General features: G+C 65.3%; 13 protein-coding genes. 6 read left to right on the top strand and 7 right to left on the bottom strand.

The features are described 5' to 3' along the window. Window positions 1-13 precede the first annotated feature (13 nt). A complete protein-coding gene (gene dut / locus K5Q19_RS11515) occupies window positions 14-484 on the bottom strand; it encodes a dUTP diphosphatase (RefSeq protein ID WP_292945106.1) in 471 nt (156 codons plus the stop codon). Then, the gene (coaBC, locus tag K5Q19_RS11510) at window positions 471-1,664 is read right to left on the bottom strand and encodes a bifunctional phosphopantothenoylcysteine decarboxylase/phosphopantothenate--cysteine ligase CoaBC (RefSeq protein ID WP_292945103.1); all 1,194 of its coding nucleotides are present in this window, start codon (window positions 1,662-1,664) and stop codon (window positions 471-473) included. Before coaBC ends, dut begins: the two co-directional genes overlap by 14 nt. Window positions 1,665-1,773: 109 nt before the next feature. Here coaBC and K5Q19_RS11505 point away from each other — a divergent pair, with 109 nt between their 5' ends. Beyond that, the gene (locus K5Q19_RS11505; RefSeq protein ID WP_292945101.1) at window positions 1,774-2,178 is read left to right on the top strand and encodes a hypothetical protein; all 405 of its coding nucleotides are present in this window, start codon (window positions 1,774-1,776) and stop codon (window positions 2,176-2,178) included. Here K5Q19_RS11505 and K5Q19_RS11500 read toward each other — a convergent pair. Genes K5Q19_RS11500 through ubiE form a run of 3 tightly spaced genes read right to left on the bottom strand, consistent with a single transcriptional unit; the run spans window position 2,175 to window position 5,622 of the window. After that, window positions 2,175-3,293 carry an acyltransferase gene (locus K5Q19_RS11500; RefSeq protein WP_292945098.1) on the bottom strand — a complete coding sequence of 373 codons (1,119 nt, stop codon included), beginning with the start codon at window positions 3,291-3,293 and terminating at the stop codon, window positions 2,175-2,177. The genes K5Q19_RS11505 and K5Q19_RS11500 overlap by 4 nt on opposite strands. Before the next feature lie 12 nt (window positions 3,294-3,305). Then, window positions 3,306-4,859 carry a 2-polyprenylphenol 6-hydroxylase gene (ubiB, locus tag K5Q19_RS11495; RefSeq protein ID WP_292945096.1) on the bottom strand — a complete coding sequence of 518 codons (1,554 nt, stop codon included), beginning with the start codon at window positions 4,857-4,859 and terminating at the stop codon, window positions 3,306-3,308. A 10-nt stretch (window positions 4,860-4,869) separates the two neighbouring features. Continuing rightward, window positions 4,870-5,622, bottom strand: a complete 753-nt coding sequence (gene ubiE / locus K5Q19_RS11490; RefSeq protein WP_292945094.1) for a bifunctional demethylmenaquinone methyltransferase/2-methoxy-6-polyprenyl-1,4-benzoquinol methylase UbiE — start codon at window positions 5,620-5,622, stop codon at window positions 4,870-4,872. Between the two features lie 59 nt (window positions 5,623-5,681). Between ubiE and mutM the strand changes: the two genes are divergently transcribed. The 4 genes from mutM to K5Q19_RS11470 all read left to right on the top strand — a co-directional run bounded on the left by mutM (window position 5,682) and on the right by K5Q19_RS11470 (window position 8,236). Beyond that, entirely contained in the window at window positions 5,682-6,497 is an 816-nt protein-coding gene (mutM, locus tag K5Q19_RS11485) for a bifunctional DNA-formamidopyrimidine glycosylase/DNA-(apurinic or apyrimidinic site) lyase (RefSeq protein WP_292945091.1), read from the top strand. Window positions 6,498-6,513: 16 nt separating this feature from the next. After that, window positions 6,514-6,669: a hypothetical protein gene (locus K5Q19_RS11480; protein ID WP_292945089.1), complete on the top strand. Its 156-nt coding sequence runs from the start codon at window positions 6,514-6,516 to the stop codon at window positions 6,667-6,669. Then, window positions 6,666-7,094 (top strand): GtrA family protein, encoded by a 429-nt coding sequence (locus K5Q19_RS11475; protein ID WP_292945086.1) that lies wholly within the window; start codon window positions 6,666-6,668, stop codon window positions 7,092-7,094. The genes K5Q19_RS11480 and K5Q19_RS11475 overlap by 4 nt, the downstream gene beginning before the upstream one ends. Window positions 7,095-7,264: 170 nt before the next feature. Next, window positions 7,265-8,236 (top strand): nitronate monooxygenase family protein, encoded by a 972-nt coding sequence (locus K5Q19_RS11470; RefSeq protein ID WP_292945083.1) that lies wholly within the window; start codon window positions 7,265-7,267, stop codon window positions 8,234-8,236. A gap of 140 nt (window positions 8,237-8,376) precedes the next feature. Here K5Q19_RS11470 and K5Q19_RS11465 read toward each other — a convergent pair whose 3' ends face one another. Further along, window positions 8,377-9,507: an acyl-CoA dehydrogenase family protein gene (locus K5Q19_RS11465; protein WP_292945080.1), complete on the bottom strand. Its 1,131-nt coding sequence runs from the start codon at window positions 9,505-9,507 to the stop codon at window positions 8,377-8,379. A gap of 62 nt (window positions 9,508-9,569) precedes the next feature. Beyond that, a complete protein-coding gene (locus tag K5Q19_RS11460) occupies window positions 9,570-10,763 on the bottom strand; it encodes an acyl-CoA dehydrogenase family protein (RefSeq protein ID WP_292945077.1) in 1,194 nt (397 codons plus the stop codon). A 357-nt stretch (window positions 10,764-11,120) separates the two neighbouring features. Here K5Q19_RS11460 and K5Q19_RS11455 point away from each other — a divergent pair, with 357 nt between their 5' ends. Then, a complete protein-coding gene (locus tag K5Q19_RS11455) occupies window positions 11,121-13,667 on the top strand; it encodes a TonB-dependent receptor (protein WP_292945074.1) in 2,547 nt (848 codons plus the stop codon). Window positions 13,668-13,713 lie beyond the last annotated feature (46 nt).

Below are 13,713 nucleotides of genomic sequence, written 5' to 3'. Positions count from 1 at the left end.
GGCGCGGTTCGGCTCAGCCGGGGAGCGCCGCAAGGCCCCCGGTCGAGCCGAACCCGCCCGCTCCGCGCGCGGTGTCATCCAGCGTCTCGACTTCGAGCCATGCCGCCTGCGTCACCGGTGCCAGCACCAGTTGCGCAACCCGGTCGCCCCGGCGGATCGAGAAGGTCTCCGCACCGAGGTTGATCATGATCACCTTGAGTTCGCCGCGATAATCGCTGTCGATCGTGCCCGGCGTATTGGGCACGGTCACGCCGTGCTTCAGCGCCAGCCCTGAACGCGGGCGCACCTGAATCTCGAACCCCTCCGGGATCGCCATGGCGAGGCCCGTCGCCACCGCATGGCGCGCGCCGGGGGCAAGGTCGACATCTTCCGCCGCAACCACATCCATCCCCGCTGCGCCGCTGGTGGCATAGGCGGGCAGTGGCAGGTCGTCGTTCCCGGGCAGGCGCTTGACCATCACGGGCACGGCGTCACGCAAGTGCATGGGCAATCCTTTCGACCAGCGCGGCGGCGACCGCGTCCTTGGGCATCTCGGGCAGGCTCTCCACCCCGTCCGCGCGCACGATGTGCACCGCGTTGAGGTGGCCGCCCATCACATCGCCCGAGACATCATTGGCGACGATCCAGTCCGCGCCTTTCTTCACCAGCTTGGCCTGCGCGTGCGGGACCACGTTCTCGGTCTCGGCGGCAAAGCCCACCAGCAGGCGCGGCCGATCCGGTGAAGCGCCGAGCCGCGCGAGAATGTCGGGGTTCTCGGTCAGGTGCAGTGGCGGGATCACGCCCGAACCATCCTTCTTGAGCTTCTGGTCGGCTTCGGTGGCCACCCGCCAGTCCGCCACCGCCGCGACCATGATCGCCGCATCGGCGGGCAGCGCCTCGGCCACCGCCGCCGCCATCTCGCGCGCGCATTCGACATCGATGCGCGTCACCCCCGGCGGCGTCGGCAGCGTGACCGGCCCGGCTACCAGCGTCACCCGCGCGCCCATCCTTGCGGCGGCGGCAGCGATGGCAAACCCCTGCTTTCCGCTTGACCGGTTGGCGATGTAGCGCACCGGATCGATCGGCTCGTGCGTCGGCCCCGCCGTCACCAGCACGTGCTTGCCCGCCAGTGGCCCGGTGGGCACACCGCCCAGCTTTGCGGCAATCGCCGCCAGAATCGCGGGCGGTTCCGGCAGCCGTCCTGCTCCAAACTCGCCGCAAGCCATCGACCCCTCGTCGGGCTCCATCACCTCGATACCGTCGCCGCGCAGCGTCGTGACGTTGCGCCGGGTGGCGGGATGCTCCCACATCCGCACGTTCATCGCCGGCACAGCGAGCACCGGCTTGTCGGTCGCGAGCAGCAAGGTCGTCGCCAGATCGTTCGCGATCCCGCCTGCCATCCGCGCCAGAAGGTCCGCCGTCGCCGGGCAGACCACCACCAGATCGGCAGCCCGCGAAAGCTGGATGTGCCCCATCTTCGCCTCGGCATCGAGGTCCCACAGTGTGGTGTGCACCGCGTTCTCGCTCAGCGCCGCCAAGGTCATCGGCGTCACGAAATGGCTGCCGCCTTCGGTCAGCACGCAAGTGACTTCGCCGCCCTCGCGCCGGATCAGCCGCACGAGTTCGCTGGCCTTGTAGGCCGCGATGCCGCCGCCGATGATAAGGAGGATGCGCTTGCCCTGCATGGCCGCGCTTGTGCAATGGCGCGTGCTATCGCGCAATCCTTTTGCTGCGCCGGCTTGCTTCCACGCGCGCGCAGGCCCACGCTGGCACAAACATAAGGAAAACCTGCCGATGCGCCTGATCCTGACCGCCCTGATCTTCCTCGTCGGGATGTTCGACCTTTCGATGGCGGGCTCGTTCCTGCTCACCCCGCAATCGACCGCATCGGGCCCCGTCTTCGGCATCGCCCCCATAGGGATTGCCGGCCTTTCGACCATTCGCGGCGACATGACCTCGTTCTTCGGCGTCGGCGCCGTGTGCATGATGTGGGGCGCGTGGCGCCGCAATGCCGATCTGCTGCTCGTGCCTGCGATGCTCTTTGGCACGACGCTATTCGGCCGCGCGTTGAATCTGGCCGTGGTGGGCGTTTACCCCGGCTGGGCCATGCCGATGGCGGCCGAGGCCGGCCACGTGGTGCTGGCGCTCGCCGCGTGGCGCCTCTTGCCGCACCACAGGATCGCCGAAATCGCGGGTTAGGCGGCCACGGTTCCCGCCGCGCGGCGTTTGCCCGCCAGCTTCAGCACCAGCTTCTGCGCAGGCCGCTCGAACCAGCGGTGCGAGGCAAAGCCTGCCAGCACGCTCGCGCCCACAAAGAACAGCAGGAACGCGGGTTGCCGCGCGATCCCGCGCGAACCCAGTGCCCAATCGATCAGCAGCACCAGCGCAAGCTGGATCGGGAAATGCCAGAGATAGACGCCGTAGGAGGCATCGCCGAGGTGGCGCGCGGCGGCCAGTCGGTCGCTGCGGTCAGCGGTGTCGATCGCCAGCACCGCAAACAGCGCGGCAAACGTGCCTGCCAGCGTCGCCGCATCGCCCCAGTGCAGCCTGAGCCCCAGCCACAGCGCGGCCACGGTCAGCAAGGCCGCCAGCGCCGTCAGCACACCTGCGCGCAAGCCCCCCTTTAGCGCCGCGCCATAGACCGCCGCGCCGCCGAAGAAATAGCCGATGCAGGTGAACACCGGGCCATCGGGCGCCTTCAGGAAGAACAGCGCCAGCGCCAGCACCGCCGCCGTCAGCGCCAGCACGGTGGGCGAACGCCTGAGGCCCGGCAGCAGCAGCCAGAACGCGGCATAGGCAAGGATTTCGGTCGAAAGCGACCACGAAGGCCCGTTGAACGACTGGTCCGCCTGCCAGCCCCAGTAATGCGCCAGCCCCAGGCTCAGCGCGAAATGTTTTGCATCCTGATGGTGATAGATGAACTCGGTACCGTTCGCCCCGTTGTACGCCGCCTGCATCACCGCCACGAGGCCGAGCGTCAGCAGATGCAGCGGCCAGAGCCGCGCCACCCGCGCCAGCCAGAAACGCCCGCGCGCGCCAGCGTCGGCAAGATAGACATGCGCGAAGACAAAGCCCGAAACCGCCCAGAAATACTGCACCGCGACGTGGCCATAATCGAACAGCCACCACAGCTCCTGATAGAGCGGCGAGACCGCCTTGCGGTTCACATGGAACTGGTAGTCCACCGGCGGCACGAAGAAGTGCTGGTAGTGCCAGAACAGCACCGCACAGGCCGCCAGCAGGCGCGACAGGTCAAGCGCGTTGAAATGCCGCTTGGGCAGGCGCAGGCCGGGCAGGGGTGGCGTCCTGCTCACTTCAGATCACCGTCACGTCCAGAGCCCGAGGAGCATCACTCCCGCACTCGCCGCAGCACCCAGTGCAGCCGCCATTGCGTAGCCAAGCCACTTGAGCCCGCCGCCATCGCCGATCAGCGCGATCGGCGGCAGCGGCGGGTCTTCAGGCGCGCCGCCCTTGGGCGGGAAGCGCTCTTCCACCCGGCGCACAAGATCGGGCAGGCCCAGCAGCGTCTTCACGTTCTCGCGGATGCGGTCGGCAATCGCGGCTTCGGGGCCCAGCTCGTCGCGGATCCAATCGCGCACGAAGGGCGCAGCCACGTCCCACATGTTGATGGAAGGATCGAGCTGGGTGGCGATGCCTTCGACCATCACCATGGTCTTCTGCAGCAGCAACAGGTGCGGCTGGGTCTGCATGTCGAAATCGCGCGTGATGGCGAACAGCCCGTCGAGCATCTGGCCGACCGAAAGCTCGCTCACGGGTTTGCCGCGCATCGGCTCGCCCACCGCGCGCAGCGCCGTCGCGAACTCGGCGACCGAATGGTAGCTCGGCACGTACTGCGCCTCGAAATGGATCTCGGCTACGCGCGTATAGTTGCCCGTCGTCAGGCCATAGAGGATTTCCGCCAGCCACTGCCGCGCGCGCCGGTCGATCCGGCCCATGATGCCGAAATCGATCGCGGTGATCGTGCCGTCGGCTTCGATGAACAGGTTGCCCTGGTGCATGTCGGCATGGAAGAATCCGCCGCTGATCGCCTGCCGCAGGAACGCGATCACCAGCCGGCTCGCCAGCACCTTGCGGTCATGTCCGGCGGCATCGATCGCATCGTTGTCGCTGATCTTGATCCCGTCGATCCAGTCGAGCGTCATCACCCGGCCATTGGTGCGGTCCCAGTCGATGCTCGGCACGCGGTAACCGGGGAAGGCATGAATCTGCTCGGCAAGCTCGGAGGCCGAGGCCGCCTCGCGCCTGAGGTCCAGCTCGCGCAAGGTCCAGCGCTTGAAATTGGCGATCACCATGCGCGGACGCAGCCTTGAGGCCTCGCCGCCCAGCGCTTCCAGATGCGCCGCCGCCCATTCATAGGTCGCGATATCGGCGGCGAACTTCTCGCGCACGCCCGGACGCAGCACCTTGACCGCGACCTTGCGGCCATCAGATGTCACCGCGCGGTGCACTTGCGCCACCGAAGCCGCGCCGACCGGATCTTCCTCGAACTCGGCAAACAGCGATTCCAGCGGGCGCTCAAAGCTCGTCTCGATCTCGCGCCGGATCAGCGCGAAATCGACTGGAGGCAGCTTGTCCTGCAGCTTGAGCAGGTTTTCTGCCGGACCCGGCCCCACGAGGTCAGGCCGCGTCGCCAGCGTCTGCCCCAGCTTGATCGCTGCCGGACCGATGGCGCGGAATGCCCCGGCATAGTCGCGGTCACGGTTCTTGCCGGTGAGCGAGGCCCAGCGCGCCAGCTTCACCAGCCGCCGCACCGGCGCGGGCGTGTTCGCATCGTTCTCGATGCCGATCAGCGCGCCATGCCGGGCAAGCGTGATGCCCCAGCCCAGCAGGCGGCGGATATGGGTGATGTGCCGGGTCAAAGGGTATTCCTCAGACCTTCCAGCCCGAATGGATCGCGACCGCGCCGCCCAGAATAGGCTCGACTTTGGTGTGGCGGAAGCCTGCGCTGCGGATCATGCCTTCGAATTCGCGCATCTTGGGGAAGCGGCGGATCGACTCGATCAGATAGCGATACGATTCGGAATCGCCCGCAATCATCTGGCCCAGCTGCGGCACGATCCGGTGCGAATAGAAGTCGTAAGCCTCGGCAAAGCCCGGCCATTCGGTAGTCGAGAATTCAAGCACGAAGAACCGCCCGCCGGGCTTGAGCACGCGGTGCGCCTCGGCCAGCGCCTTGTCGATCCGCGTCACGTTGCGGATGCCAAACGCGATCGTATAGGCGTTGAATTCCTTGTCGCCAAAGGTCAGCTCCTCGGCATTCTGGCGCGACCACGTCAGGCCCTGGATGCCCTGTTTCTCGGCGCGCTCGATGCCGACGTCGAGCATGTCCTGATTGATATCGGAGACGGTGATCGCCGCGCCATGCCGCGCCATGCGAAACGCGATATCGCCCGTGCCGCCTGCCATGTCGAGGATCGCCTCGCCTGCGCGCGGCTTTACCCGGCGCACGAAGCGGTCCTTCCACAGCCGGTGCATCCCCGCCGACATGGCGTCGTTCATCCGGTCGTAGTTCTTCGCGACGGAGGAAAACACCGCGCCCACGCGCTCGGTCTTTTCTTCCGGAGTCACCTCCTCATAGCCGAAGGAGACGGTTTCGGGCTCGGCAGCAGTTGCGTCAGTCATACCCCGCGCCTTTACGTGGGAATTGCCGCAACCGCAAAGCCTGTTAGGGGCAATGCACGATGCCCGAATTGCCCGAAGTCGAAACCACCGTCCGCGGCCTTGCCCATGTCCTCGATGGACAGGTCATCGCGCGTATCGAGACCCGCCGCGCGGACTTGCGCCGCCCGTTCCCGGACGGTCTGGTGCAGGCGCTGACCGGTGCGCGCGTCACCAGCCTTTCGCGGCGCGCGAAGTACGGGCTCATCCATGTCGATCGCGGGCAGACCATGGTCTTCCACCTTGGCATGAGCGGGCGCTGGCGAATCGATCCTGACGACATCGGCAAGCACGATCATCTCGTGCTGGAAACCGGGGCAGGGCGGACTTTGGCGCTGAACGACGCGCGCCGGTTCGGCTCGGTCGATCTCGTCGATACCGATGCGCTCGAAAAATGGCCGCAGTTTGCTGCAATGGGCCCCGAACCGCTTGGCCCGGGCCTGACCGCCGCGCACCTCGCCAAGGCGTTCGACGGCCGCTTCGCCGCCGTGAAGCTGCTCCTCCTCGATCAGCAGATCGTCGCCGGGCTGGGCAATATCTACGTTTGCGAGGCGCTGCACCGCGCGAAGATCCATCCGGAGCGCGAGGCGGGCAAAGTCAGCCGCGCCGCGCTCGCCCGGCTCGTGCCCGAAATCCGCGCGGTGCTCGAAGAAGCGATTCGCGCGGGCGGCTCCACCTTGCGCGACTATGTCCGCCCCGATGGCGAGCTTGGCTATTTCGCCAAGGACTGGCGCGTCTACGGACGCGAGGGCGAGCCCTGCCATTGCGGCAAGCCGGTCAGCCGGATCGTGCAGGGCGGGCGCTCCACGTTCTTCTGCGCGTCCTGCCAGCGGCCCTGACCGGCAGTCGCGGCAGATGGACCGGATCGCAGGCGAGGGCCGCACGGCAGCGAACGGGCTGGAGCGACCGACCATCATCGGATACGGCGGGCCGGTGATGAAGATCATCCTGCCCAGCGAAACCGGCTCTGTTTCGGTCTCCCAGATCCACCGCAAGGGCGCAAATCGGTGAACCCCGTCGAGCGCGTTCTCGTGCGGTTGCGCCGGGGCGAGCGTCCGGTGCGCTATCTCCTCGCCGGTGCGGCGAACACTGCGTTCGGGCTCTCGTTCTTTCCGGCGCTGCTGTGGCTTTCGCCGTGGTTCACGCGTCACTACATGGCCGCGCTGCTGCTCTCGCAAGTGATCTGCGTCGTCTTCGCCTTCAGCACCTACAAGATCGGCGTCTTTCGCACGCGGGCCAATATCCTGCGCGAGTTCGCCTACTTCTCGTCCTATTCCTACGCCGTGTTCGGGGCCAACCTGATCGCACTGCCGCTGCTGGTGCAGGGCCTTGGCTTGCATCCGATACCAGCCCAGTTCGGCTTTTCGCTGCTGACAGTGTTCATCAGCTATTTCTGGCACAAGGGCGTGACATTCCGGTCTGATAGAGAGGCTTGAGGGGCGGAGGAGGCCTCTTCCGTCCGCGCAGAGGCGCAGGTCGCCCGGCGAAGATCTCGGCCCGGATCGGTCGAAGCACCCCCTTCCAGTTATGGCAGTGGGCCTTAAACTGGGTAACATGATACCGACGGCGCAGTCGCAAGATCATCCAACGGGAGAGAGAGTCAGCCATGAAGACCCGCATCACCGAATTGTTCGGCATCGAGCACCCGATCATCCAGGGCGGCATGCACTATGTCGGCTTTGCCGAAATGGCCGCTGCCGTCTCCAATGCGGGCGGGCTCGGCATCATTACCGGCCTCACGCAGAAGACCGCAGATGCGCTCGCCAATGAAATCGCGCGCTGCAAGGATATGACCGACAAGCCGTTCGGCGTGAACCTCACCTTCCTGCCCACCGTCAACGCGCCCGATTATCCGGGCTATATCCGCGCGATCATCGAAGGCGGGGTCAAGATCGTCGAAACCGCGGGCAACAACCCCGCGCCGTTCCTGCCCTATTTCAAGGACGCCGGGATCAAGGTGATCCACAAGTGCACTTCGGTGCGCCACAGCGTGAAGGCGCAAAACGTCGGCTGCGATGCGATCTCGGTCGATGGCTTCGAATGCGGCGGCCACCCGGGCGAGGACGATATTCCGAACTTCATCCTGCTCCCCCGCGCGGCCGAGGAACTCACCATCCCCTTCGTCGCCTCGGGCGGCATGGCCGATGGCCGCAGCCTCGTTGCCGCGCTGGCGCTGGGGGCGGACGGCATCAACATGGGCACGCGCTTCATCGCCACGCAGGAAGCGCCGGTGCATGAAAAGGTGAAGCAGGCACTCCTCGCCGCCTCCGAACTCGACACCCGCCTCGTCATGCGCCCGCTGCGCAACACTGAACGCGTGCTGACCAACGCGGCGGTCGAACGCCTGCTCGAAAAGGAACGCCGCCTCGGCGCCGACATCAAGTTCGAGGATATCATCGAGGAAGTCGCCGGCGTCTATCCGCGCATCATGATGGAAGGCGACATGGAAGCCGGCGCGTGGAGCTGCGGCATGGTCGCCGGCCTCATCCACGACATCCCGACCTGCAAGGACCTGATCGACCGCATCATGGCGCAGGCGAACAGCATCATCCGCGAGCGCTTGGCGGGGATGGCCTGAGCGCTGCCCCGCAACAAGCACTAACTGCCCCTCCCCCGCTCGGGGGAGGTTGGGTGGGGGTGATGGGCGCTGGCAGGATGGCTCGCTCACCCCTCCCCAACCCCTCCCCGAGTGGGGAGGGGCTTTGATCTGCGGCCCGATCAGGCCGCCAGCGTCAGATCCTCGAACCGGCCAAGGTGGAAGTCCGCCGAGCCGAACTGGTTCTCGATCATCGTGCCGCGCTTGAAGTAGTGGCCGATGGCGAGCTCGACGGTGATGCCGATGCCGCCGTGGGTCTGGATCGCGTTCTGCCCGACAAAGTTGATGCTGCGCGCCACCTTCGCCTTGGCAAGGCTCACTGCTGCCTTGCGCTCATCCGCCGGAAGATCGAGCTTGAGCGTGCCCATCAACGCCATCGAGGCGATCTGCTCCACCTCGATGAAGATGTCGGCCATGCGGTGCTGCAGCACCTGGAACTTGCCGATCGGCTGGCCGAACTGCTTGCGCTGCTTGATGTAGTCGAGCGTGCCCTCGTGGAGCTTGCGGCTAACCCCGCAGGCTTCGCCGCAGATCGCCATGGTGGCCTCGTCCGCCAGAAGCTCGATCAGGTCGATGCCGCCGGGGATATGCGAGTCGCCGGGGATGGCGACGTTCTCGAAATAGATTTCGCTCGCCTGGAAGCCGTCGACGGTCGGGTAGTCCCGCCGCACGATGCCTGGCAGGCTCGCGTCGATAAGGAACAGCTCGACGCCTTCGCGCTCGCGCTGGTTACCACCGGTGCGTGCGGTGACGAGGAGGTGCGTCGCCCACGGCGCGGCATAGACCACCGCCTTATGGCCCGAAAGCACGAAGCCCGCGCCGTCCGTCTTCGCCGTTGTGCGGATGTTCGCCAGATCATAGCGCCCCTGCGGCTCGGCATAGGCCCACGCGATCACGGCATTGCCCGCGATGATCTCGGGGATCACCGCATCCGCCATGGCTGCAGGCGCGCGCTTCATCGCGCCGCCGCCGATCACCACGGTCTGGAGATAAGGCTCGACCGCAATGACCTTGCCCAGCTCTTCCATCATGATCATGTTCTCGAGCGCGCCGCCGCCAAGGCCGCCATGCTCTTCGGCAAAGGGCGCACCCAGAATGCCGAGCTCGGTCGCCAGCGCCTGCCAGATGCCCGGATCGCGGCCTTCGGGGCGCAGCAGCATCTTCTTGCGCGTCTCGAAATCGTAGGTGTCGGCAAGGAAGCGCGCGAGCGTGTCACGCAGCATGCCCTGCGTTTCGGTGTAGCTGAAATCCATTGTCCTCAAATCCCGCTAAAGGGGCCGCCGCGGCTCTTGCTGCGCGGCGGCCTCACATAATGTCAGAGCCCCAGCACCATCTTGGCGATGATATTGCGCTGGATCTCGTTCGAACCGCCGTAGATCGTCGTCTTGCGGGTGTTGAAATAGGTCGGCGCGGCGCGGTGCGCGTAGTCCGGCCCGATCGGGTGTTCGTTGTCGCCCTCTCCAAAGCCGCGGAAATAAGGTGCGCCATAGTGGCCCACCGCTTCCAGGGTCAGCTCGGTCAGGCGCTGCTGGATTTCCGAGCCCTTGATCTTGAGCAGGCTCGATTCCGGCCCCGGACCGCGCCCCGCGCTTTCGCCCGCCAGGCTGCGCAGCTCGGTGAACTCGAGCGCGGTGAGGTCCATTTCCAGCTCGGCGATCTTGCGCTTGAAGAACGCGTTGGCGATCAGCGGCTTGTCGCCGTCGAGCTCGGCACGGGCAATGGACTTGACCTTCTCGATCCCGCGCTTCGACGCCGCCACACCGGCGATCCCGGTGCGCTCGTGCGCGAGCAGGAACTTGGCGCAGGTCCAGCCCTTGTTTTCCTCGTAGATGCGGTTCTCGACCGGCACGCGCACGTCTTCCAGCCACACTTCATTGACTTCGTGCTCGCCGCCCAGCGTGATGATCGGGCGCACGGTGATGCCGGGGCTCTTCATGTCGATCAGCAGGAACGAGATGCCTTCCTGCTGCTTGGCATCGGGATCGGTGCGGACGAGGAAGAAGCCCCAGTCAGCGTGCTGCGCCATCGTCGTCCAGGTCTTCTGGCCGTTGACCACATAGTGATCGCCGTCCCGCACCGCCTTGGTGCGCAGCGAGGCGAGGTCGGAGCCCGAACCCGGCTCGGAATAGCCCTGGCACCACCACACATCGCCCGAAAGTATGCCGGGCAGGAACTTCGCCTTCTGTTCGGGCGTGCCGAAGGTGTAGATCACCGGTCCGACCATCGAGAGGCCGAAAGGCATCAGGCGGATGCAGTCCGCGCGCGCCGTCTCTTCCGACCAGATGTACTTCTGCGTCGCGGTCCAGCCGGTGCCGCCGTATTCCACCGGCCACGCCGGCGCGATCCAGCCCTTCTTCGCCAGCACCTTGTGCCAGGAAAGGAAGTCTTCCTTCGAAAGCTCGTCGCCCTCGTCCTGCTTGCCGCGCAGCTCCGCCGGATAATTCTCGGCGATGAAGGCACGGACTTCCTGCTGGAAGGCGAGGTCCTCGGGGCTGAAATCAAGATGCATGAAGCTCTCCCTTTTGAATCCATGGCCTTTTTAAGGCCCTGACGCGGCGAGACTCGGCATCCACTGCGGGATGCCGGTCTTCTGCACCCTCCATCCTTCCACTTTACGTAAACGTCAAGAGGGTGATGGTCCAGCCGTGCTCCTGAAGCGCCTGCTTGCCCATCCGCCGGGGTGATCTCCCGCCCGATGCAAAGAAGACACACTTCCTCCGCTCCCGTGCAATCTCTGATTCAATCGCTTGAATTCCTGCTTGCGCTTGGCCCATCCTTTTGCCAGAGAACCGGCATGCAGGCGTCTCGAGGCTTCGATTCGCTGCTGTCGTACGCACAAAAGTGCTCGCAATCGGGAGGGATACCTGTGAAGCTCACTGCAATTCAATCGTGTGCATCCGTCGTCGCGCTGGCCATGGCCAGCCTTTCGACCCCGGTGCTTGCGCAGGCCGCTGCGCCCGCTGACGCCGCCGCGACCGACAAGGCCGAAGGCGATACCCTCAGCGAAATCGTCGTCACCGCCTCGACCGGTACCAAGAGCAAGCTCGACAGCTCGGTCTCGATCTCCTCGGTCGATTCGTCGATCATCCAGAACTTCCGCCCGATGTCGGAAGGCGATCTGCTTCGCCTTCTGCCGGGCCTTCAGCCCAACGTTTCGGGTCCGGGCGGTAACGGCAACTTCGCCGTTCGCGGTCTGCCCGTCGCCACCGGCGGTGCCACCTTCGTGCAGCTGCAGGAAGATGGCCTCCCGACCGTGCTGTATGGTGACATCCAGTTCGGCAACAACGACTACTGGACCAAGTCGAGCCCGACCGACGTCCGTGTCGATGCGATCCGCGGCGGCACCGCCGCGACGCTTGCCAGCCAGGCGCCCGGCGCGGTGATCAACTACATCAGCAAGACCGATCGCAGCGAAGGCGGCTATGTCCAGCTCGAGCGCAATCTTTCCTACGATTACACGCGCGCAAGCTTCCTGCTCTCGGGCGGCATCGACGACAAGACCTACTTCAACATCGGCGGCTACTACGGCGCCGGCAATGGCCCCTGGCACTCGGGCTACGACCTTTCGAACTCGTACCTGATCAAGGGCAACATCACGCGCGAATTCGATGACAACCGCGGCTTCTTCCGCCTCTACTTCAAGGCGCAGGACACGCAGGAGCCCAATACCCAGGGTGGTATCGTCTGCGGCAACCTCAGCGGCGGCAAGGTCTCCGATCTTCAGGCGTGCCCGGGCTTCGATCCGCGCCGTGCCTCGAACTTCTCGGTGTTCAACCCGGTCGTCAACTACGTCGACTTCGGGACCCGTGCGGTCAGCAGCACCCCGCTGAACGGCATCACCACCAATTCCCAGTCGCTTCAGGCGCAGCTGCACTACAAGTTCGACAACGGCATCACCGTCGACAACAACGCCCGCTACACCAACATGAGCGGCGGCTTCTCGTCGAACTTCCTCAGCGTTGCTCCGCTCTCGGGCCTGATCGGTTCGACCAGGAACGGCGGCGTGGTTGCCCGCGCGGTCTATTCGGCCGGCCCCGACAAGGGCAAGGACGTCGCCGAGGCCTATTACAACAACAACGTCTCGGTTTACACGCGGATCCGCGACATCGGCAGCTTCGTCAATGACCTCAAGGTCAACTGGCAGGGTGATCTCGGCTCGGTGAAGGCGAACCTCACCGCTGGCTGGTTCTACATGAACCAGAAGATCGGGATGGATTGGCACCCCAACCAGTTCAATGCCTCGCTGACCCCGACCGCCTCGCCGATCGATCTGCTCGATGCGGCTGGCAACCTGCTCAGCGCCAACGGCTTCACCGGCTACAACAACAACTGGGGTGGTTGCTGCGCCCGCACCTACGACTACAGCTTCACCGACAACGCGCCTTATGCCGACTTCATCTTCGATGTGGGCAAGTTCGGGCTCGACGCCTCGATCCGTCACGACATCAACCGCGGGTCGGGTTCGGGCATCAACGCCAACCCGGGCACGGGCGATCCGGTCACCAACTTCATCGTCCAGAACGCGGTCAACCCGGTGACGGGCGCCTCGCAGTCGGTCACGCTGCCCTACTTCCTGCCCGATGGCGCGCGTGAGAACATCAACTTCACCAAGGCGACCACCTCGTGGTCGGTCGGTGCCAACTTCAAGCCGGCGGACAACCTCAACCTGTTCGTCCGCGCCTCGAAGGGCGTGCGTGCCAACGCCGATCGTCTGAGCTTCAGCGGCTACTTCAATTCCAATGGCTCGCTCAACGATCGCGGCAACGTGGCGGTTGCGAACAGTGTCTATCAGTACGAAGTGGGCCTCAAGAACCGCGGCGACATCGGCGCGGCGCGCTATACGGTCGAACTCACCGTCTACCACAGCCACTTCAACATCACGACGTTCGAACTGAGCCCCCGGAACTGCCCGATCGTCACTGGCGACCCCAATGCCACCACCTGCATCGTGGCCGACAGGTACAAGACGACCGGTGCGGAATTCTACGGCACGGTAAGCCTCGGCGGCTTCAGCCTGCTGGCGAACATGACGTACAACAAGGCCAAGCGACAGCCCTCGGCACCGGGTTCTGTCTTCTCGCGGTCGCCTAACATCCCCGATCTGTCGTACACCTTCGCGGCGAACTACGATGCGACCGATTACCTCTCGGTCGGCGCCAACATCACCGGCGTGACGAGCACGCTCGATGGTGCTGGCAACCAGTGGCCGGGCGGCAGCGTGGTCGGCGCGAACGTGAAGGTTCGCCCGGTCAAGAACCTCGAGCTTGGCATCAACGTCTACAACCTGTTCGACACGCTGACCCCGCTCGGGCCGGCCGGCACGGACTACAATGTCGGCAATGGCCGCTTCATCGGCGGCATCTCGCCGGTGCTCGGCCGCAACGTGAACGCCTCGGTCCGCTTCAACTTCTGATCGGCTGAACGGCCCCCCGAAAGGGAAGGCACACTGAAGAGGGGTG

This window comes from Novosphingobium sp. (assembly GCF_019748365.1).
In the GTDB taxonomy this organism is placed as follows: domain Bacteria; phylum Pseudomonadota; class Alphaproteobacteria; order Sphingomonadales; family Sphingomonadaceae; genus Novosphingobium.
This window is presented reverse-complemented; position numbering and strand designations above follow the sequence as displayed.

What these genes read in the sequence shown, in the direction of transcription:
- dut (WP_292945106.1), bottom strand. Translation starts at nt 484, where the DNA reads ATGCACTTGCGTGACGCCGTGCCCGTGATGGTCAAGCGCCTGCCCGGG.
- coaBC (WP_292945103.1), bottom strand. Translation starts at nt 1,664, where the DNA reads ATGCAGGGCAAGCGCATCCTCCTTATCATCGGCGGCGGCATCGCGGCC.
- K5Q19_RS11505 (WP_292945101.1), top strand. Translation starts at nt 1,774, where the DNA reads ATGCGCCTGATCCTGACCGCCCTGATCTTCCTCGTCGGGATGTTCGAC.
- ubiE (WP_292945094.1), bottom strand. Translation starts at nt 5,622, where the DNA reads ATGACTGACGCAACTGCTGCCGAGCCCGAAACCGTCTCCTTCGGCTAT.
- mutM (WP_292945091.1), top strand. Translation starts at nt 5,682, where the DNA reads ATGCCCGAATTGCCCGAAGTCGAAACCACCGTCCGCGGCCTTGCCCAT.
- K5Q19_RS11480 (WP_292945089.1), top strand. Translation starts at nt 6,514, where the DNA reads ATGGACCGGATCGCAGGCGAGGGCCGCACGGCAGCGAACGGGCTGGAG.
- K5Q19_RS11470 (WP_292945083.1), top strand. Translation starts at nt 7,265, where the DNA reads ATGAAGACCCGCATCACCGAATTGTTCGGCATCGAGCACCCGATCATC.
- K5Q19_RS11465 (WP_292945080.1), bottom strand. Translation starts at nt 9,507, where the DNA reads ATGGATTTCAGCTACACCGAAACGCAGGGCATGCTGCGTGACACGCTC.
- K5Q19_RS11460 (WP_292945077.1), bottom strand. Translation starts at nt 10,763, where the DNA reads ATGCATCTTGATTTCAGCCCCGAGGACCTCGCCTTCCAGCAGGAAGTC.